Raw genomic sequence first — 19,535 nt, forward strand, 5'->3', positions numbered from 1 at the left:
AAGTACTCACGGGACGTAGTCACGGGTGAGTTGCTCCCACAGGAACGTGAACGTGAGCGCCGATTTGAATGCGGCCTGCGCGTTGTCCGCGGCCCCGCCGTGCCCGCCCTCGATGTTCTCGTAGTACCAGACCTCGTGGCCCTGCTCCTCGAGCAGTGCCGTCATCTTGCGGGCGTGGCCGGGGTGGACGCGGTCGTCGCGGGTGGACGTGGTGACGAGGATCGGCGGGTAGTGCGCGGTCGCGTCGGTGTTCTGATACGGCGAGTACTCGCTGATGAACTTCCAGTCGTCCGGGTTGTCCGGATCGCCGTACTCGGCCATCCACGACGCCCCGGCGAGCAGCAGGTGGTACCGCTTCATGTCGAGGAGCGGAACCTGGCACACGATCGCCCCGAACAGTTCCGGGTAGCGGGTGAGCATGACGCCCATGAGGAGTCCGCCGTTGCTGCCGCCTTGGATCCCGAGCTGCTTCGACGTCGTGATGCCGCGGGCCACCAGGTCGCGAGCGACCGCGGCGAAGTCCTCGAACGCCTTGTGACGACCCTCCCGCACCGCCTGGGTGTGCCACGACGGGCCGTACTCGCCGCCGCCGCGGATGTTCGCCACCACGTACGCGCCGCCGCGTTCGAGCCACGCGAACCCGACCGAACCGCTGTACCCCGGGACCATCGAGTTCTCGAAGCCGCCGTATCCGTACAGCATGGTGGGGCAGGGGCCGGTGACGTCGTCGCGGCGCACCACGAAGTAGGGGATCTCGGTTCCGTCGTCGGACACCGCGAAGTGCTGCGCCACGGACATGCCGTCTGCGTCGAAGAACGACGGCGCCTGCTTGACGGGTTCGAGCGGTCCACCGACCGTGCCGTACAGCAGCGTCGCCGGCGTCGTGAATCCGCTGGAGTTGACGAAGAAGCTGTCGCTGGTGCGGGGATCGGTGCTGATAATTCCGCTCGCCGTGAGTTCCGGTACGCCGTCGAGAGGCTTCTCCTCCCACCCGGTGTCGTTCGGTGTGAGCACAGACAGCTTGGTCTGCACATCCGACAGTCGCACGAGGAGAAGGTGGTTCCGGGTCCACGTTCCCTGCTCGAGGGACGTGTGCTCGTCCGGGGTGAACAGTGGCGTCAGCTCGCGTGACCCGGCGAGGAAGTCGGAGTAGTTCGCGGCGAGCAGCGACCCGGCCGGGTAAACGGTGCCGTCCACGTCCCAGTCGGTGCGCGGACGGATGGTCAACCAGTCGCGGTACACGGACGAGCCCGCGTCGTCGGGGGTGTCGATCCGGACCTTCGACCCGTCCGGGAGCAGCTGGTAGCGCTCGGAATTGTAGAAGTCCATGGACCGGCCGACGAAGTGCCGCTCGTATCCGGGGGTGTCGTCGTACGAGGCGCCGACGGACACGTCGGTGGTCTCACCCTCGAAGACGGTGACCGCCTCGGTGAGCGGGGTGCCGCGATGCCAGCGTTTCGCGATTCTCGGGTAGCCGGAGTCGGTCATCGAGCCTTCGCCGAAGTCGGTCCCGACGTACACGGTGTCCGTGTCGATCCAGCTGATGCTGGTCTTCGCCTCGGGGACGTCGAATGCGTGGTCACCGCCGACGAATTCGCGCTTCTCGATGTCGAATTCGCGCACCACGGACGCGTCTGCGCCACCACGCGAGAACGACAGCAGGGCGCGTGACTGCTCGGGTCGCAGCACGCTGGCCCCGGCCCACACCCAGTTCTCGCCCTCCTGTTCGGCGAGGGCGTCGACGTCGAGCAGGACGTCCCACTCGGGGTTCTCCGTGCGGTACTGCTCGAGCGTGGTGCGCCGCCAGATGCCGCGTTTGTGGTCACCGTCGCGCCAGAAGTTGTACAGGTACTCGCCGCGCATGCCGGCGTAGGGGATCCGGTCGTCCGTGTCGAGCACGTCCAGGATCCGGCTCTCGAGCGCGGAGAACTGGGCGTTCTCGGTGTACTCGGCGAGCGTGCGGGCGTTGCGCTCGCGCACCCAGTCGAGTGACCGTTCCGCGGTGACATCTTCGAGCCAGAGGAAGGGATCCGTCATGGCGCCATTCTTGCAGGCGGTGTCGTGCCTGGTCGCGGCGGCAAAGGTGTGACGGATGAGGCTACTCGCGGGTAATACGACCGCGTGGAGACAGCGATTCCGGACGGGACTACCCTGAACAACCGTGACCTCACACTATGACGTCGTTGTCCTCGGAGCCGGTCCCGGTGGGTACGTCGCTGCTATCCGCGCGGCACAGCTGGGATTGAGCACCGCCATCATCGAGCAGAAGTACTGGGGCGGTGTGTGCCTGAACGTCGGCTGCATCCCCTCCAAGGCACTTCTCCGCAATGCCGAACTTGCGCATCTCTTCACAAAAGAGGCCAAGACGTTCGGCATCTCGGGAGAGGCGTCCTTCGATTTCGGCGCCGCCTACGACCGCAGCCGCAAGGTCGCGGACGGGCGTGTCAAGGGCGTTCACTTCTTGATGAAGAAGAACAAGATCACCGAGTACGACGGCAAGGGGTCGTTCACCGACGCCAACACCATCTCGGTCGAGCTGTCCAAGGGCGGGACGGAGACGGTGACGTTCGACAACGCCATCATCGCCACCGGTTCCACCACCAAGCTGCTGCCGGGCACCTCGCTCAGTGAGAACGTGGTCACCTACGAGGAGCAGATCCTCACCCGCGATCTCCCGGAGTCGATCCTCATCGTCGGTGCCGGCGCGATCGGCATGGAGTTCGGGTACGTCCTGAAGAACTACGGAGTGGACGTCACGATCGTCGAGTTCCTCGACCGTGCGCTGCCCAACGAGGACGCGGACGTGTCCAAGGAGATCGAGAAGCAGTACAAGAAGCTCGGCGTCACGATCAAGACCGGTGCCGCCGTCCAGAGCATCGACGACGACGGCAGCAAGGTCACCGTCTCGATCAAGAACAACAAGTCCGGCGACATCGAGACCGTCGTGGTCGACAAGGTGATGCAGTCGGTCGGATTCGCGCCCCGCGTCGAGGGCTTCGGCCTCGAGAAGACCGGCGTGCAGCTCGATCGTGGTGCGATCGGCATCACCGACACGATGCAGACGTCGGTGCCGCACATCTACGCCATCGGTGACGTGACGATGAAGCTGCAGCTGGCGCACGTCGCCGAGGCGCAGGGCGTCGTGGCCGCCGAGACGATCGCCGGCGCCGAGACGTTGCCGATCGAGGACTACCGGATGATGCCGCGGGCCACGTTCTGCCAGCCGCAGGTCGCAAGCTTCGGTCTGACCGAGCAGCAGGCCAAGGACGAGGGTTACGACGTGAAGGTCGCGACGTTCCCGTTCACCGCCAACGGCAAGGCACACGGCCTCGGTGACCCGACCGGTTTCGTCAAGCTGATCGCCGACAAGAAGTACGGCGAACTGCTCGGCGGGCACCTGATCGGCCCGGACGTCTCCGAGCTGCTGCCCGAGCTGACCCTCGCGCAGAAGTGGGACCTCACGGTCAACGAGCTGGCCCGCAACGTGCACACGCACCCGACGCTCAGCGAAGCCCTGCAGGAGGCCATCCACGGTCTCGCCGGGCACATGATCAACTTCTGACCCGAACACCGAGAGGGCCCGCACAGTCTCTGTGCGGGCCCTTCGCGTTTCTCCCCAAGTTGCTTCCGCGATCCGATGGCGAAGTGCCCGCTGCGGTGGCATCGTGGGGAAGATGACCATGCCGGACAGCACGCCAGAAGGATCCGAGGGCGAGTACAGCCTGGACGAAGAGGACCAGTTGCAGCCGGAGGACACGTTGGTCGACCGAGGTGTGGACGACGTTCTCGATGAGGGCTATTCGCCTCCGGAGAGGCCGCTCGGCCTCGACGCGTACGGGACGACGGCCGCCGAGCAGCGCGAGGGTGAGACCCTCGATCAGCGGCTCGCGGAGGAGGAGCCCGACCCGGCTCTGGAAGACGACGACGCGGAGATCCTCGACGACAACGAGGTCGGGCGGCTGCGGTCGGGCCGGCTCGTCGCAGAGGACGAGGGTGTGGGCGAGGACGAGGAGAAGGACCTCGTGGCGTCCGACATCGGCATCGACGGGGGAGCGGCGTCGGCCGAGGAGGCCGCGGTCCACATCGTCGACGAGGACACCGACTTCGACGAACTCAGCTGACGCCGCGAGCGGCGTCGTATTTCTCCTGCGCTGCCCGGACGTCGGGTACGCGCGCTTCGACGAGTTCGATCAGGCCGATGAGGCGTGAGCCGACCTCGGCGCCGAGCGGCGTGAGGCTGTACTCGACCTTCGGCGGAATGGCTTCGAGCACTTCGCGGACCACGAGGCCGTCTCGTTCGAGGGCTTGCAATGTCTGGGACAGCATGCGCTCGCTGACGCCGTCGACGCGTCGACGGAGCGCGCTGAACCGGTAGCTGCCCTCGGTCAGCGCCGCGAGCGCGAGCACACCCCATCGGCCGGTGACGGTCTGCAGCGTTTCGCGCGACGCGCAGTCGCGTGCGAAGACGTCGGCTTCGAGGGTGCGGTCTTCACTTTCCTGTGCTGGGTGCGCGGGCTCGGACATACGTCCAGTCTACCCCACATGCAGGAAGTGCTTACGGAAACATTTGCACTTACGAAAAATTAGTGCATGATGGGAGGTGAGCTTGAATAGTCAACTCGCACCACTACGCGCTAGGAGTTCGTCATGACCATTGCCGTCACAGGAGCAACCGGACACCTCGGACGACTCGTCGTCGAGGCACTGCTCGACAAGGGCGTACCCGCCGGCGACATCGTCGCCGTGGTCCGTACCGCCGCCAAGGCCGCGGACCTCGCCGACAGGGGCGTAGAGATCAGGCAGGCAGACTACAGCGATCGCGTCGCGCTCGAGACCGCCTTCGCCGGCGTCGACAAGCTGCTGCTCGTCTCCGGCAGCGAGGTCGGTCAGCGGGTTGCCCAGCACACCAACGTGATCGACGCCGCGAAGACCGCCGGCGTCGGCTTCGTCGCCTACACCAGCGTCCTCGACGCACAGAACAGCCCGATCGGACTGGCCGTGGAACACCGCGCCACGGAGGACCGGCTGACGCAGTCCGGAATCGACTTCGCGCTGCTCCGCAACGGCTGGTACTGGGAGAACTACCTCGGCAGCATTCCCGCTGCGGCGGAGACCGGTGCGCTGTTCGGCAGTGCCGGAACGGGTGTCGTCGCCGCGGCTGCCCGCAAGGACTACGCCGAGGCCGCCGCCGCGGTCCTGCTCGCCGACGGGCAGGCAGGCAAGGTGTACGAGCTCGGTGGCGACGAGCGCCTGACGTACGGCGAACTGGCGGAGGTCGTCTCCGCCGTCCTCGGAAAGCCGGTGTCGTACAAGGACCTTCCGCAGGCCGAGTACGCCGCGGTGCTCGAGGGCGCCGGACTGCCCGCACCGATCGCGAGCATGCTCGCCGACTCCGATGCGGGAGTCGCCGTCGGCGCCCTCGACACCGAGAGCGGCGACCTGCAGAAGCTGATCGGCCGCAACTCGACCCCCGCCGCCACCGTCCTTGCCGTGAGTACTTATTAACCGCCCGTGGTTGACAAGTACTCACGGGCGTAGGCAACCCAACTGCCGAATTCGGTGATGTCCGTGGCCCCGTCGACCGCGTCGTGGGTGCAGCTGAAGCCGACCACGGCCCGGCCATCGGACAATTCGACGCTCGTCAGCGCCATCGGGGCGGGCAGGGCGGCGAGGAAGTTGCCCAGCCCGGCGGGCGACACCCGGAACAGTTCCCCGACGATCGCCGCTCCCGCGCCGGGACCGCGGCGGACGAGGCCGGGCTTGGGCGGTGTCGTGGCGAGTGCGGTGAGCCGGTAGGCGTCGGTGGTGGTGACGGTGTCGACGAACCGTGCGCCGATGTCCTCGAGCTGGAAGTGCAGGGGCTGCCCGCGCAGGTGGGCGCCGAACACGGCCAGTTCGACGCCGTCCTCGACGAGGGCGGGCGCCGGTACGGCGACGAGCCGGGCCGCGAGGTCCACGGCCACCTGATCGGCGAACGCCGGCACCACGAACATGACTCCGAACGGTGCGCCGGCGGCGGTCGGGGCGCCCGGGACCGCGACGGCCGCCATGTCGAGCAGGTTGCAGAAGTTCGTGTACGTGCCCATCCGCCGGTTGATGTCGATCGGATCGGCTTGTACGGCAGCGATGGTCGGGTGTTCGGTGGTGGTGGGCAGCAGGAGGCCGTCGAAACCGGCCAGCAGTTCCCGCGTCTGCGCCTTGACGCGGGTGAGTGTGTCGAGGTCGGCGGCGAACTCGTGGCCCGCCGGCTTCCTCGCCGACTCGACGATGGCGGTGACCACCGGGTCGGCGCCCGCCGGTGCGGTGTCGAGGAATTTCCCGACAGCGGTGTACCGCTCGGCGACGACGGCGCCGTCGTACAGCAGGCGGGCGGCGTCGAGGAGCGGGGAGATGTCGACCGTCTCGAAAGAGAAGCCTCGGTCCGTCAACGACGCCACCGTGGCGACGAATGCCTCACGGTACTCCGGCGTCAGCAGCGCGAGATTCTCTTCCGCGGGAATCGCGAGCCTCGGCTGCGCGGGCGCCGCGAGGCGGACGTCGGACGGCCACGCGCGGCTCCGCGGGTCCGCACTCGCCGGGCCCGACATGATGCGGGCGGCGGTCACGGCCGTGTCGAGTTCGGTGGCGAAGACGGTGACGCAGTCGTAGTCGACGCAGGCGGGAACCACTCCGTCGGCGGGGATGACGCCGAGTGTCGCCTTGATGCCGACGAGACCGTTGAACGCGGCCGGGACCCGACCGGATCCCGCTGTATCGGTGCCGATTCCGATGTCGGCGATGCCAAGGGCGACGGCGACGGCGGAACCCGAACTGGATCCGCCCGACACTCGTTCGGGATCCCACGAGCACCGGACGGCGCCGTACGGACTGCGTGTCCCGACCAGTCCGGTCGCGAACTGGTCGAGGTTCGTCTTCCCCAGCACGACCGCGCCCTGCTCGACCAGTCGGCGCACAGCGCTCGCGGTGACGTCGGGGAGGTAGGCGAACTCGGGGCATGCGGCCGACGTCGGCAGTCCCGCGACGTCGATGTTGTCCTTGACCGCCACGACCTTCCCGGCCAGGGGGAGGTGCTCGCCGGCGTCGAGGCGGGCCTGCACGGCAAGGGCATCCGCGTGCACGTGCTCGGCCGGCCGGAGGGTGATCCACACCTCCGGACGGTCCACCTCGGCGACCCGCCGGAATGCGTCCTCGACACGGGCGGTGGGGGAAAGGGTGGTCTGTCCGCGGTTCACGGCATCGACAGTCATCAGTTTTCTGCTCCAATCACGACGAGAGGGGTGCCCGGTTCGACGATCGCGCCCGGTGACACGAGGACTTCGAGGACTGTTCCGGACGTGGTGAATGCAACCGGCATCTCGAGTTTCATCGCCTCGAGTACCACGGCGTTCTGGCCCGGTTCGATGCGTTGCCCGGTTTCGACTTCGACACGCCACACGCTGCCGACCATGGGAGCTTCGACGACCGTCGCCCCGGGCGGAAGGTCGATCCGTGCGGACGGTTCGGGTGCGGGAGCCTGTTCGACGCGGTCGAATTCGCCCGACGCGCGCCACGCGGACTTCTCCGCCTCGAACGCCGCGGACTGCCGGGAGTCGAACTCGGCGATGGATTCGGCATTGTCCCGCAAAAACTTCAGATGGTCGGCAAGCGCGAACGTGCCGTCGGAGATCTCCGCGTCGAACCGCCCCGCGACCGCCTGCTCGCGGTACTCGCGCAGCTGATCCGGGGTGGCGGGTTCCCACACGATGCGGTCGAAGAACCGGAACATCCAGGGTTTGCCCTCGTCGAAAGGGCGGTGCTGCCGGTAGCCCGACCAGATCGGGACGGTGCGGCCGATCAGCTGGTAGCCGCCCGGCGACTCCATGCCGTAGACGCACAGGTACTTGCCGCCGATCCCGACCGCGTCGGACGGCGTCCACGTGCGCGCCGGGTTGTACTTGGTGGTGACCAGGCGGTGCCGCGGGTCGAGGGGCACGGCCAGGGGCGCGCCGAGGTAGACGTCGCCGAGCCCGAGGACCAGGTACTCGGCGTCGAACACGGCGTCGCGGACGTCGTCGACGCTGTCCAAACCGTTGATGCGCCGGATGAACTCGGTATTCGACGGCAGCCACGGCGCCTCGTCGCGGACACCGTTGTGGTACCGGTCGATGGCCTCCGCGATGGACGGGTCGTCGAACGACAGCGGTAACCGGACCGTGCGACTCGGCACCACCAGATCGTGCGTCGCCGGCAGCAGTTCCTCGATGTCCTGGAGGATGTCCAGCAACCGGCCGGCCGAAAGTTCGTCGGCGTCGAAATGCAGGTGCAGGGAGCGCACACCCGGAGTGATGTCGATGATGCCCGGAACGCGACGCCGGACCAGCGCTTCCGACAGTGCGTGGACGCGAATGCGGAGTCCGAGGTCGAGTTCCCGGTCCCCGTACTCGACGAGGATGTTGTCGTCGCCGCCGCGGAGGTACGCGACCTCCGGACGGTCCAGTACGGGCGCGATGCGGCGGAGGACTCCGCCGTCGCTGTTCGTCGAGCGGGTTGACGTGGGCGGAAGGTCCAGTCTGCGAGACGAATCCGAAGCCCGCAACACGTGCGCACCGTCGTCGGAGACGGCGACGAACCGCACGTCGTCGCCGGGCCTGATCTGCCCGAGTTTCCACCGGTGCGCCTTCACCACTGTGAGGGGGCACGCGAAGCCGCCGAGGCTCGGGCCGTCGGGGCCGAGCAGGATCGGAGTGTCGCCGGAGACGTTGAGGGCTCCGACGCTGTACGGGTTGTCGTGCAGGTTCGACGGATGCAGCCCGGCGTCACCGCCGTCGGTCCTCGACCAGACCGGCTTGGGGCCGTCGAGCCGGAGGCCGGTCCGGTTGGCGTGGGTCTGGACCTTCCAGGTGGTGTCGTAGAACTGCGCCATGTCGGCGTCGGTGAAGTAGGAGGGCGCCGGCTGCGGTCCCTCGGTGACGGCGAGATGCCACAGGTGCGTGAACTCGGGGCGCGAGTCGTCCGGGACGGGGTGCGGCGCGCCGAGACCCGTGGTGTTCTCGAACAGCGAGTCGTCGAAGAGACCCAGCACGTCACCGGTGGTGACGGCCCTGCCGGTGATGCCGCCGAACCCGCCGAGCGTGAACGTGGACGCGCTGCCGTGGTACAGCGGAGCGTCGATTCCGCCCCGGAACGCGAGGTACGTGCGCAGGCCCGTGTCCGCCGGGGTGCCGACGTCGAGGACGGACCCGGCCGGCGCTTCCACCGGTTCCCAGAGGGTGATCGGTTCGCCGTCGAGCGTGACCGGGGTGTCGGCGCCGCCGACGCAGATCACGGTGGCGTCCGAGAACACGAGGCGCGGCCCCTGCAGGGTGCATTCGAGTCCCGGTGCGCCGACCGGATTGCCGACCGCGGTATTGACCAACTGGAACGACAGGTCGTCCATCGGACCCGACGGCGGAATTCCGACCTCCCACAGTCCGATTCGGCCGGGGTGGTCCTGCACGGTGGTCATCGTCCCGGCGCGGAGTACGTCGACGCGTCGGCCGGTCGGCCGCAGATCGGCCAGCGACTGCGTGGTGTGTTCGGCGCCGAGAACAGTGTCGGCGACGCAGATCCGCCGCAGCTGGGGCAGGTTCGTCTGGACCCCGTAGAGGTGCGTGTCGGCGAGCGCTTCCGCGAGGGCGGCGAACGCCGCCGTGCGCCGGTGCCCGCGGGTGATCACCTTCGCCAGCATCGGGTCGTAGTAGGCACTCACCTCGGTGCCCGTGTCGACCCACGTCTCGACCCGCGTGTGAGCCGGGAACTCTACCCCGGTGAGTCGTCCGGCGCTGGGACGGTAGTCGTGGCCGGGGTCCTCGGCGTAGATGCGGGCCTCGACGGCGGTTCCCCTGATCTCGGGTCCGGAGTCGGGCAGCCCGTCGAGCATGGAACCGTCCCCGCGGGCGAGTCTCAGCATCCACTCGACGAGGTCCACCCCGGTGACCTCCTCGGTCACCGGGTGCTCGACCTGCAGTCGCGTGTTCATCTCGAGGAACGACGCCTCGCCGCGGTCCACGTCGTAGACGAACTCGACGGTTCCCGCGGACCGGTAGTTCACCGACGACGCGAGACTGCGGGACGAGCTGAGCAGTTGTTCCACCACGTCGTCGGAGAGCCCGGGCGCCGGGGCCTCCTCGACCACTTTCTGGTTGCGGCGCTGTAGCGAGCAGTCGCGGGTGCCGAGGCTCACCGTGCGGCCGAGTCCGTCGCCGAACACCTGCACCTCGATGTGCCGGGCGCGGGCGACGAAGCGTTCCAGGAATACCCCGGACGAGGAGAAGTTGGCCTGGGCGAGGCGCTGGACGCGGTCGTAGGCTTCGCGGAGTTCGGCGGCGTCGAAGCATGCCTGCATGCCGATGCCCCCGCCGCCACCGACCGCCTTGATCATCACCGGATAGCCGATGTCGGAGGCCGCGGACAGGGCATCGTCGACGGAGTCGAGGAGCCCGCTGCCCGCGACGAGCGGGACGCCGACGGCGCGGGCGGCCTCGCGTGCCGTGTGCTTGTTCCCGAACGTGCGGAGTTGTTCGGGGGTGGGGCCGACGAACGCGATTCCGGCGGATTCCGCCGCCGCGGCGAACGCGTCGTTCTCCGACAGGAAGCCGTATCCGGGATGAATCGCGCCCGCGCCCGTCGCCAGGGCGGCGTCCACGACGGCGTCGGCCCGCAGATACGACTCGTGGGCGGGAGCCGGCCCCAGCCGGACGGCGACGTCGGCCATCTCGACGTGCGCGGCCGCCGAATCGGCGTCCGAGTGGACCGCAACCGTCTTCAGTCCGAGGAGGTGCGCCGATCGCATGATGCGGCAGGCGATTTCGCCCCGGTTCGCAACGAGCAGAGTGTCGAAGGAGTACTCGATCGGCGGCGTATTCATCCCTGTGGACATGGTTGTATACGCTAAGGACGGGGTGTTTCACCGAGATTTCTCGAGGTAAAGCGTGGGTTAGTAAGACCTCTCACGGCCGGCGCGAATCGGGATCACGGTGAGGACGGCTGCACCGGGGGTACGAACTCGAATGTCGTTCCAAGCAGCCACACCAGGAGCAGGACCACCGGCAGGTGGAACATGAACTGCAGGAACGTGAATCCCACCAGATCGCGCGCCTTGAGCCCCAGTACTGCGAGCAGGGGCAGCATGAAGAACGGGTTGATCAGGTTCGGCAGCGCCTCGGCGACGTTGTACACCTGGACCGTCCAGCCCAGGTTCATCCCGACATCGGTGGCCGACTGCATGACGTAGGGCGCCTCGACCAGCCATTTTCCGCCTCCGGACGGCACGAAGAGGCCCAGCACGACCGTGTAGAGGGCGATGACGACGGTGAAGCCGCCGCCGCTGCCGATGTTCGTGAAGAAGTCGGCCAGGTGCTCGGAGATGGTGAGGCCGTTTCTGCCCTCGGCCTTCGTGAGGATCGCGGCCATCGCGGCGTACAGCGGGAACTGGACCAGGATGCCTGCCGTGGCGGGGACGGCCAGCGCGACGGCCTGCAGGAACTTGCGCGGCGTCCCGTGCAGCACCAGGCCCAGCATGAGGAAGACCAGCAGATAGGCGTTCAGGCTACTGACGACGGTGAGCACGGGTTTGGTCACCAGCTGGGAGATCAGCCACCCCAGCGTCATCAGACCGGCCAGCACCGGCAGGATCCGGCTGTATTCGAGCCATTCTCCCGGTCGCGTTCGGGGTGCCACCTCCTTCGGCCGGTCGTCGAGGTCGACGTCGAGATCCTGGGCGGTGGTGACGGCCGCACCCCTCGGCGCGGAGAAGTGGGCGATCACCACGGTCAGGGCGATGATGATCACGCACATCAGCAGCGACTGCCAGGTGAAGATCGTCGTCCCGAAGTCGAGGACACCGGTGATCTCCAGCAGCGCCGGCGGCAGGGACGCGGCGGTGGCCTGCAATTGCGCGGCGGACGAGGACATGCCGAGCGCCCACACTGCGCCCAGGCCCATGAAGGCCGCTGCACCGAGCGCACGGTAATCCACTCGCAGGTCGGATCGGCGGGCGATCGCCCGGGCGAGCAGCCCGCCGAACACCAGACTGAGCCCCCAGTTCAGGAAGGAGACCGACATGGACAGGAACGCGACGAAACTGACTGCGGTGCGCCCCGACTGAGGCACCAGGGCCAGACGATCGATCAGCCGGGCGACCGGCGGGGACGTGGCGACGACGTATCCGGTCAGCACCACCATCGCCATCTGCAGGGTGAACGCCGTCAGATCCCAGAAACCGTCACCGAACGCGTCCACGACCGTCTGCGGCGAGGAACCATTGGCGAGCGCGGCCACCGAGACGACGAAGACTCCGACGAGCGCGAAGACGTAGGCGTCCGGAAACCATTTCTCCGTCCAGCCGGCCAGTGACTGCGCGACCCGCGCCAGTCCTTTCTCGGAACGGACCTCGTCGGTGGCGGATGTCATGCGGCCGTTCCTCTTCTCTACGCGATGCGGAAGCTACGAATAGTCGCGTTCGATCCTCAGAGTCCCGATGGTGGTGGCCAGGGCCTCGTACTGGGTCACCAGAAAGCAGAATTCGATCATCCGGCGGTCGTCGAAGTGGGTGCTCAGCGCCGACCACGTGGCATCGTCCAGGTTGTCGGTGGCGACGAGTTGGTCGACGGCAGTGAGGATGGCGCGGCGGCGCGCGTCCCAGCCCTCCGCATCGGGGCCTTCCCGCACCTGTTCGAGAAGCGCCGGGGTGACGCCCGCCCGGCGTCCGAGGCGCACGTGGTGGTCCATCTCGTAGCTGCACTGCCGCAGGTGTGCCACCCGAAGGATGATCAGTTCGGTCTCGTACCGGGAGATCTGACCGCCCGGCATCAGCTTGCCGGAGTACTGCAGCCACGCACGGAAGAGGCCCCCCGTGCGGCCTACCGTGCTGAACAGATGTGCGTCCGGCACACCGGCGACACGGGAGATGATTCGCCACAGCACCCAGTTGACGGGGCCGAGTTCCTTCAGACGTCCGGGTGGAATGCGTGCGGTCACGCCGCCCCCTCTCCTTCTACTCGTCCCCTCGCGGGAACGGCTGCGTGCGCGCGTAGTTCGATCGAACGGGTCATCTCCGTGGCCCGAAGTGCGAGCATACGCACAGAATCCGACCCGGGTACCCGGGACGGCGCGTATATCCGATTCTTCCTCCCCGCGATTCCCCGTTCGAGTGCATCGACCGCCACCGTGATCGAGGAGGTTCGAGTCAGTGCACTGCCGCGGGGTGGGGGAACCGCGAGGCCGTCGAAGTCGATCAGGGTCCGGTCCGTGTCGATCTCGCCGAGCCGGGCGATACCGACCCGGGTCCCCAGCGGTTTCATCTCGTCCCGCAGGGCCCAGCCGAGCTCCTCGGCACCGCCTCTCGTGGCGCCGTGCACGCCGCGCAGGGGGCTGAACGTCGTCGACGACGCCACCACGAGCGCGTACCCGTTGCGGTGGCCGATGTACGGTCCCGCGGCCCGCAGCGTGTGATACGTCCCCATCACGTTCACCTCGATGGCATACCGCATCACCTCCGGATCGCCCTCGACGATGTGGGCCGGGGGCGTCACACCCGCGTTGGCGACGACGACGTCGAGGCCGCCGAGTCGGTCGGCGAGGTAGTCGAACGAGTCCTCGACGGCTCGCCGGTCGCGGATGTCACATCGACGCCACGGTGCCCGGCCGCACGTGGTGGCGGTCTGTTCGAGGAGTTCGGGTTCGAGACCGAGCAGCCCGACGCGGGCGCCCCGCTCGTGAAGTCGTCTGGCGAGTCCGGCGCCGATACCCCGGGCTGCGCCGGTGATCAGGACGCGGCGTCCGACCAGATTCTCTTCGAGAGTGCGTGACATGAAGCGAGTTCCCAACCTGTGTTACCGAGCGGTAGCAAGACGCTAGCACCCGCTCGGTTCGTTGGTGGGAAAAATGTCCAACCGAGTTGGACAACTGTCTCAATCCCGGATCGCCCACGCCATCCGTGCGAGGGAAAGTGCCTGTTCAGCACGCTCGATGACCACTTCACGCGACTCGCTGATATGCGCAAGCAGCGTGTCATACGCCGTATCCAGCTTGCCGTCGAGAGCGAACTCGGCCACCGAGATGTGCTCGTCGATGGTCGCGCTCATGCGGTCGGGGGTGAGGTAGTCGAACATCCGGACCGGCCGCACCTTCGCATTCACGCTGACGAGCGCATCGGACAGCGCCCGGTTGCCGGCCGACCGCAGCAGAACGGTGTGGAACTGCTCGTCGAGCGCCACGAACCCGGCGTCCGGCTCGGGGTTCTCCTTCCGCAACGCGTACCACCGGTCGAGCTCGGGTCCCAGAACGTCCGGGTCGTGCGACAGCGACTCGTCGGCGCGGACCCGGGCGATTCCCTGGAGTTCGAGCGTGATGCGCAGTTCGTACAGGCCGGCGAGCTCGTCGATGCGGGGGCGGTACGGAAACAACCCGCCCACGTCGCGCTGGACGAGTCCGTCGGCGAGAAGCCGGGCCAGGGCCTCCCGCACCGGCGTCCGGGACACCCCGTAGGTGTCGGCGAGACGCTCCTCGCCGAGACGCTGTCCCGGTGGGATCCGTCCGCTCATCAGGTCGGTGCGCAGCGACAGATACACGTGATCGCTGAGGGAGCCGGCCGGTTCTCGGCGCGCCATCAGATGGCCATCGCCGCGCGGACGTCGGAGACCGCCGTACGGACGTCGGTATCGGGTGCGGCGCCACCCGCGCCGGAGGACGTGACCCGCCCCGACTCGAGGACGTAGTAGCTCTCGGCGGATTCGAGCGCGAACCCGATGTGCTGTTCCACCAACAGGACTCCGAGCCCGCCGCGGCGGGTGAGTTCCACGATGGTGCGCTCGATCTCGGCCACGACGGACGGCTGAATGCCCTCCGTCGGTTCGTCGAGGATCAGCATCTTCGGTTCCGTGATCAGGGCCCGCGCGATGGCGAGTTGCTGACGCTGCCCGCCGGAGAGGAGACCGGCACGCCGGTCGAGCAGGCCGCGCAAAGCCGGGAACAGATCCAGCACCTCGCCGACGAGTTCCTTTCCGCGCTTGCGGCCATCGGCCACCACCTGCAGATTCTCCGCGGTGGTCAGCTGACCGAACGACTGCTGGCCCTGCGGCACGTAGGCGAGGCCGCGCGCCACGCGGGCGCTCGGCCGCAGCGCCGTGACGTCCTCGCCGTCGAACAACACCCGGCCGGTGTCGACCTTGATCAGTCCGACCGCGGCCCGGAGAAGCGTGGTCTTGCCCGCGCCGTTGTGTCCCATCACCGCGGCCACACCGTCCGACGGGACCGTCAGCGCGACTCCGTGGATCACTTCGGTTCGGCCGTACCCGGCCCGGATGTCGTCAAGCTCGAGCATCGCTGTCCTCCTTAGAAACCTCGGGCTGCAACTCGGGGGCGGCGCCGGCCGCGGCGGTCCCGAGGTACACCTCCTGCACACGCGGGTCGGCCTGCACCTGCTCCACGGTTCCCTCGCTCAGCACCTTCCCGGCGTGCAGCACGGTCACCGACGTCGCGAACGCGCGCATGAAGTCCATGTCGTGCTCGACCACCACGACGGTCCGCTCACCGCCGATGCGGCGCAGCAGGTTTCCCGTCTCGTCGCGTTCCTCGTGGCTCATGCCGGCCACCGGCTCGTCGAGGAGCAGGACGGAGCAGTTCTGCACCAGCAGCATCCCGATCTCGAGCCACTGCTTCTGCCCGTGCGCGAGGATTCCCGCCGGGGTGTCGCGGAGCTTGCCGAGACCCGTGACGTCGAGCGCCTCCTCGATGGCGGGGAGCACCGTCTTGCGTCGGCGCAACAGTGTGAGTGCCGAACGGCCGGCGCCCGCCGCGATGTCGAGGTTCTGGAGAACCGTCAACTCCTCGAACACGCTGGCGGTCTGGAACGTGCGGCCCACGCCGAGCCGGGCGATGCGGTGCACCTTCTTGCCGATCAACTCGACACCGGATTTCGTGACCGATCCCGTCGCGGGGACGAGCCCGGTGATGGCGTCGACGAGAGTGGTCTTGCCGGCGCCGTTGGGGCCGATGAGGAACCGCAGGTCGCCCTGCATGAGGGTGAGGTCGACGCCGTCGACCGCCTTGAAGCCGTCGAAGCTGACCTGAAGGTCCCGGACCTCGAGGTACTCGCTGGACATTCCGGCGTTGCCGCCGAGCACGGGTTCCTTGGCCGTGGCAGGAATCGTCATCGCGCCATCTCCATTCGTTCCGTCGGCTCGGTTTCGTCTTCCGGTTCGGGCGGGGCAGGTTCGTCGGAGGATGCCTTCTTCTTCCGCTTCAGCAGCGCGAACAGTCCCGCGACGCCGGCCGGGAAGAAGCCGACGACCACGATGAACAGCAGGCCCTGCGCGTACGTCCAGCCGGAGGGGAACGACTCCGAGAACGCGCTCTGCGCCCACGCCACTCCGATGGCGCCGAGGACCGGGCCGAGGAGTGTGGAACGTCCGCCGATGGCCACCCCGATCAGGAACGCGATCGACGGGACGATCCCGACGTCGGCGGGGGAGATGATGCCGACGATCGGCACGAACAGCGCGCCGGCGAGGCCCGCGAAGAACGCGGCCGTCACGTAGGCGACGAGTTTGATGTTCGCCGGGTCGTACCCGAGGAAGCGGACGCGCTCCTCCTGATCCCGGACGGCGACGAGCAGTTCGCCGTAACGGCTGTTCATCAGCTGCCGGGTGATCGCGACCACGGCCAGCAGCACACCTGCGGCGATGAAGAACAGCATCTGCTTGTTGGCCGGATCGTTCAGGTTGAAACCGAAGAACGTGCGGAACCGGTTGAGGCCGTTGCTTCCTCCGGTGCTCTGCTGGCCCACCAGCAGGATGGCGAACGCGGCGGCGAGCGCCTGGCTGAGGATCGCGAAGTAGGCGCCCTTGACGCGGCGCTTGAACACGCCGAGCCCGAGGACGAACGCCACCAGCGCCGGGATCAGCAGGATTCCCAGGATCGTCACGATCGGCGACGTGAACGGCACCCAGTAGCCCGGCAGTTCGCGGATGCCCGCGATCTGCATGAAGTCTGGCACGGTGTCGCCGCGGAGTTCGGCGTCGGCGATCTTCAGGTGCATCGCCATCATGTAGGCGCCCAATCCGAAGAACACACCCTGGCCGAGGGTGAGCATGCCGCCGCGGCCCCACGCCAGGCCGATGCCGACCGCGACGATCGCGAAGCACAGGAACTTCCCGAGCAGGCTCAGCCGGAAGTCGCTGAGAACCGCGGGGGCGACGACGAACAGAAGCAGTGCGGCCAGCGCGAATCCCGCCCACGCGCGGTAGCGGGCACTCGTCAGGATGCTCATACGAGACTCCTCGTCTTGACGGCGAACAGGCCCTGCGGCCGAACCTGGAGGAACACCACGATGACCAGGAACACGATGACCTTGGCGATCGACGCCGTGGTCGAGTACTCGACGAACGAATTGAGGATGCCGAGCGCGAACGCGGCGATCACCGCTCCCTTCATCTGGCCAAGGCCGCCGACCACGACCACCAGGAAGGCGTCGATGAGGTAGCTCTGCCCGATGGTCGGGCTCGTCGAGCCGATCAGGGTGAGCGCCACACCCGCGACACCCGCCAGACCGGAACCGATGAAGAACGTCGTCACATCGGTTCGGCGACTGGAGATCCCGCTCGTCTCCGCGAGGTCGCGGTTTTGCACCACGGCGCGGATGCGGCGTCCCATCGGGGACTTCTGCATCGCCAGCGACAGCGCGACCACGGCCACGACGGCCAGCACCAGGATGAACAGGCGCGTCTTCGGCACCACCGCGCCGAGGATCTCCACACCGCCGGAGAGCCACTCCGGTGCGGCGACGTTGACGGCGGGTGCACCGAAGACGTCCCGCGCCAGCTGCTGCAGGATCAGTCCCACCCCGAACGTCACCAGCAGCGTGTCCAGCGGCCGGTGGTACATCCGCTTGACGAGGGTGACCTCGAGGAGGACGCCCATCGCGCCACCGACCACGAAGCCGACGAGCAGAGAGATGAACAGAGAACCGGTGGCGCTCGACACCACCTGCTGCACCACGTAAGCCGTGTACGAGCCGGCCATGATGAATTCGCCGTGGGCCATGTTGATGACGCCCATCTGGCCGAACGTCAACGACAGCCCCAACGCCGCCAGCAACAGGATCGATCCGATACTCAACCCGGTGAACAGCTGTCCGATCACGACATCCATCGATGTATGTCCTCTCTTCCCTCGTGCTCGTCGGACCGTGTCCTAGCTACCCAGCGACTCGGCCCACGGGTAGGACTTCAGGTACGGGTCCGGCTGAATTGGGGTGCCCGAATCCCAGACCGTGTAGATCAGGCCGTCGTTCCGGATCTCACCGATGCGCGCGGTCTTGGTGATGTGGTGGTTGGACCCGTCGATGGTGACCAGTCCCTCGGGTGCGGCGAACGTGACGCCGTCCGCGTTGTCCTGGATGTCCTTGGTGGCGAAGGAGTTCGCCTTCTCGACGGTGTTCTTCCACAGGTACACGGACGTGTAGGCGGCCTCCATCGGGTCGGACGTCGGCTTGTTCGCGCCGTACCGGGCCTTGTACGCGTCGACGAACTTCTTGTTCTCCGGCATGTCGATGGTCTGGTAGTAGTTCCAGGCGGTCAGCTGTCCCTCGATGTTCTGGACGCCGATACCGCCGACCTCCTCCTCGGCGATCGACACGGACACGACGGGCATGTCGGCGGGCTTCAGGCCGACGTTCGCGTACTCGCGGAAGAACGCGACGTTGGAATCGCCGTTCAGGGTGTTGAAGACGGCGTCCGCATCGGCGGAGCGGACCTTGTTGACGATGGTCGAGAAGTCGGTGGAGCCGAGGGGGGTGTAGTCCTCGCCCTTGATCTCGATACCGTTGGCCTCCGCGTACGCCTTGATGATGCGGTTGGCGGTCTGCGGGAACACATAGTCGCTGCCCACCAGGTACAGCGACTTGACGCCCTTCTCCTTCAGGTAGTCGAGGGCGGGCACGATCTGCTGGTTGGTGGTGGCCCCGGTGTAGAAGATGTTCTTCGAATCCTCGAGCCCCTCGTACTGCACGGGGTAGTAGAGCAGCGAGTTGTTGTCCTCGAACACCGGCAGCATCGCCTTGCGGCTCGACGACGTCCAACCGCCGAACACGGCTGCGACGCAGTCACTGCTGATCAGCTTCTCCGCCTTCTCGGCGAACACGGTGGGCTCCGAGGCCCCGTCCTCCGCGACGATCTGGATCTTCTTGCCGAGCACGCCGCCCGAGTTGTTGATCTCGTCGACCGCGAGCGCGATCGAATCCCGGACGGTCACCTCGCTGATGGCCATCGTGCCGGACAGCGAGTTCAGTGACCCGACCTTGATCGTGTCCCCGGAGGTGTCCACACAGGACGCCGCGGTGGACTCGCCGGCCGTGTCGGACGCCTTGCTGCCACAACCGGTCAGCACGAGCCCGATGGCGGCGAGCGCGGTCGGTGCAGCGAGGGCGCGCTTGGAGAAGGTGCGCATGTACGGGCCTTTCCGTCGGAGGACTTGGGGACCTCCGCAACCCGGGACATGTATCCGCCCCACGTATACAG

At 67.5% G+C, this 19,535-nt stretch carries 16 protein-coding genes; 3 read left to right on the plus strand and 13 right to left on the minus strand.

Features of this window, described 5'->3' with window-relative positions:
- Nucleotides 1-6: 6 nt before the first annotated feature.
- Nucleotides 7-2,094, minus strand: a complete 2,088-nt coding sequence (locus GO592_RS03865; protein WP_257226416.1) for a prolyl oligopeptidase family serine peptidase — start codon at nt 2,092-2,094, stop codon at nt 7-9.
- A 67-nt stretch (nt 2,095-2,161) separates the two neighbouring features.
- Between GO592_RS03865 and lpdA the strand changes: the two genes are divergently transcribed.
- The gene (lpdA, locus tag GO592_RS03870) at nt 2,162-3,562 is read left to right on the plus strand and encodes a dihydrolipoyl dehydrogenase (RefSeq protein WP_007301341.1); all 1,401 of its coding nucleotides are present in this window, start codon (nt 2,162-2,164) and stop codon (nt 3,560-3,562) included.
- Nucleotides 3,563-3,674: 112 nt separating this feature from the next.
- Nucleotides 3,675-4,121, plus strand: coding sequence for a DUF5709 domain-containing protein (locus tag GO592_RS03875; RefSeq protein WP_007301342.1), 447 nt, complete (start codon nt 3,675-3,677; stop codon nt 4,119-4,121).
- Here GO592_RS03875 and GO592_RS03880 read toward each other — a convergent pair.
- Nucleotides 4,114-4,524 (minus strand): winged helix-turn-helix transcriptional regulator, encoded by a 411-nt coding sequence (locus GO592_RS03880; RefSeq protein ID WP_005563350.1) that lies wholly within the window; start codon nt 4,522-4,524, stop codon nt 4,114-4,116. The two genes, GO592_RS03875 and GO592_RS03880, sit on opposite strands and share 8 nt — an antisense overlap.
- Nucleotides 4,525-4,647: 123 nt before the next feature.
- Here GO592_RS03880 and GO592_RS03885 point away from each other — a divergent pair, with 123 nt between their 5' ends.
- On the plus strand, nt 4,648-5,505 hold the full coding sequence (locus GO592_RS03885; protein WP_007301343.1) for an SDR family oxidoreductase: 858 nt from the start codon (nt 4,648-4,650) through the stop codon (nt 5,503-5,505).
- On the opposite strand, the gene atzF is transcribed toward GO592_RS03885, so the two are convergent.
- The 11 genes from atzF to urtA form a co-directional block, all read right to left on the minus strand.
- On the minus strand, nt 5,502-7,247 hold the full coding sequence (gene atzF, locus GO592_RS03890) for an allophanate hydrolase (protein WP_007301344.1): 1,746 nt from the start codon (nt 7,245-7,247) through the stop codon (nt 5,502-5,504). The genes GO592_RS03885 and atzF overlap by 4 nt on opposite strands.
- Nucleotides 7,247-10,897, minus strand: a complete 3,651-nt coding sequence (gene uca, locus GO592_RS03895) for an urea carboxylase (protein ID WP_050998722.1) — start codon at nt 10,895-10,897, stop codon at nt 7,247-7,249. Before uca ends, atzF begins: the two co-directional genes overlap by 1 nt.
- 92 nt (nt 10,898-10,989) lie before the next feature.
- Nucleotides 10,990-12,429, minus strand: a complete 1,440-nt coding sequence (locus tag GO592_RS03900; RefSeq protein WP_007301346.1) for a short-chain fatty acid transporter — start codon at nt 12,427-12,429, stop codon at nt 10,990-10,992.
- Between the two features lie 33 nt (nt 12,430-12,462).
- Nucleotides 12,463-12,996, minus strand: coding sequence for a carboxymuconolactone decarboxylase family protein (locus GO592_RS03905; RefSeq protein ID WP_007301347.1), 534 nt, complete (start codon nt 12,994-12,996; stop codon nt 12,463-12,465).
- The gene (locus GO592_RS03910; protein WP_007301348.1) at nt 12,993-13,829 is read right to left on the minus strand and encodes an SDR family NAD(P)-dependent oxidoreductase; all 837 of its coding nucleotides are present in this window, start codon (nt 13,827-13,829) and stop codon (nt 12,993-12,995) included. Before GO592_RS03910 ends, GO592_RS03905 begins: the two co-directional genes overlap by 4 nt.
- A gap of 99 nt (nt 13,830-13,928) precedes the next feature.
- Complete coding sequence (locus GO592_RS03915; protein WP_005261085.1) at nt 13,929-14,627, minus strand: GntR family transcriptional regulator; 699 nt, start codon at nt 14,625-14,627, stop codon at nt 13,929-13,931.
- Nucleotides 14,627-15,340: an urea ABC transporter ATP-binding subunit UrtE gene (gene urtE, locus GO592_RS03920; protein WP_007301349.1), complete on the minus strand. Its 714-nt coding sequence runs from the start codon at nt 15,338-15,340 to the stop codon at nt 14,627-14,629. The genes GO592_RS03915 and urtE overlap by 1 nt, the downstream gene beginning before the upstream one ends.
- Nucleotides 15,327-16,172, minus strand: coding sequence for an urea ABC transporter ATP-binding protein UrtD (gene urtD, locus GO592_RS03925; protein WP_007301350.1), 846 nt, complete (start codon nt 16,170-16,172; stop codon nt 15,327-15,329). Before urtD ends, urtE begins: the two co-directional genes overlap by 14 nt.
- Nucleotides 16,169-17,287 (minus strand): urea ABC transporter permease subunit UrtC, encoded by a 1,119-nt coding sequence (gene urtC, locus GO592_RS03930; RefSeq protein ID WP_007301351.1) that lies wholly within the window; start codon nt 17,285-17,287, stop codon nt 16,169-16,171. The genes urtD and urtC overlap by 4 nt, the downstream gene beginning before the upstream one ends.
- Complete coding sequence (urtB, locus tag GO592_RS03935; protein ID WP_007301352.1) at nt 17,284-18,168, minus strand: urea ABC transporter permease subunit UrtB; 885 nt, start codon at nt 18,166-18,168, stop codon at nt 17,284-17,286. Before urtB ends, urtC begins: the two co-directional genes overlap by 4 nt.
- A gap of 42 nt (nt 18,169-18,210) precedes the next feature.
- The gene (gene urtA, locus GO592_RS03940) at nt 18,211-19,464 is read right to left on the minus strand and encodes an urea ABC transporter substrate-binding protein (RefSeq protein WP_007301353.1); all 1,254 of its coding nucleotides are present in this window, start codon (nt 19,462-19,464) and stop codon (nt 18,211-18,213) included.
- Nucleotides 19,465-19,535: the final 71 nt, after the last annotated feature.

It is taken from the genome of Rhodococcus sp. 21391 (assembly GCF_016772255.1).
Lineage (GTDB): Bacteria > Actinomycetota > Actinomycetes > Mycobacteriales > Mycobacteriaceae > Rhodococcus_F > Rhodococcus_F opacus.

Bases quoted from the DNA above. Each gene is read 5' to 3' on its own strand.
- GO592_RS03875 (WP_007301342.1), top strand. From the start codon at position 3,675: ATGACCATGCCGGACAGCACGCCAGAAGGATCCGAGGGCGAGTACAGC.
- GO592_RS03880 (WP_005563350.1), bottom strand. From the start codon at position 4,524: ATGTCCGAGCCCGCGCACCCAGCACAGGAAAGTGAAGACCGCACCCTC.
- GO592_RS03885 (WP_007301343.1), top strand. From the start codon at position 4,648: ATGACCATTGCCGTCACAGGAGCAACCGGACACCTCGGACGACTCGTC.
- atzF (WP_007301344.1), bottom strand. From the start codon at position 7,247: ATGACTGTCGATGCCGTGAACCGCGGACAGACCACCCTTTCCCCCACC.
- uca (WP_050998722.1), bottom strand. From the start codon at position 10,897: ATGTCCACAGGGATGAATACGCCGCCGATCGAGTACTCCTTCGACACT.
- GO592_RS03900 (WP_007301346.1), bottom strand. From the start codon at position 12,429: ATGACATCCGCCACCGACGAGGTCCGTTCCGAGAAAGGACTGGCGCGG.
- GO592_RS03910 (WP_007301348.1), bottom strand. From the start codon at position 13,829: ATGTCACGCACTCTCGAAGAGAATCTGGTCGGACGCCGCGTCCTGATC.
- GO592_RS03915 (WP_005261085.1), bottom strand. From the start codon at position 14,627: ATGGCGCGCCGAGAACCGGCCGGCTCCCTCAGCGATCACGTGTATCTG.
- urtE (WP_007301349.1), bottom strand. From the start codon at position 15,340: ATGCTCGAGCTTGACGACATCCGGGCCGGGTACGGCCGAACCGAAGTG.
- urtD (WP_007301350.1), bottom strand. From the start codon at position 16,172: ATGACGATTCCTGCCACGGCCAAGGAACCCGTGCTCGGCGGCAACGCC.
- urtC (WP_007301351.1), bottom strand. From the start codon at position 17,287: ATGAGCATCCTGACGAGTGCCCGCTACCGCGCGTGGGCGGGATTCGCG.
- urtB (WP_007301352.1), bottom strand. From the start codon at position 18,168: ATGGATGTCGTGATCGGACAGCTGTTCACCGGGTTGAGTATCGGATCG.
- urtA (WP_007301353.1), bottom strand. From the start codon at position 19,464: ATGCGCACCTTCTCCAAGCGCGCCCTCGCTGCACCGACCGCGCTCGCC.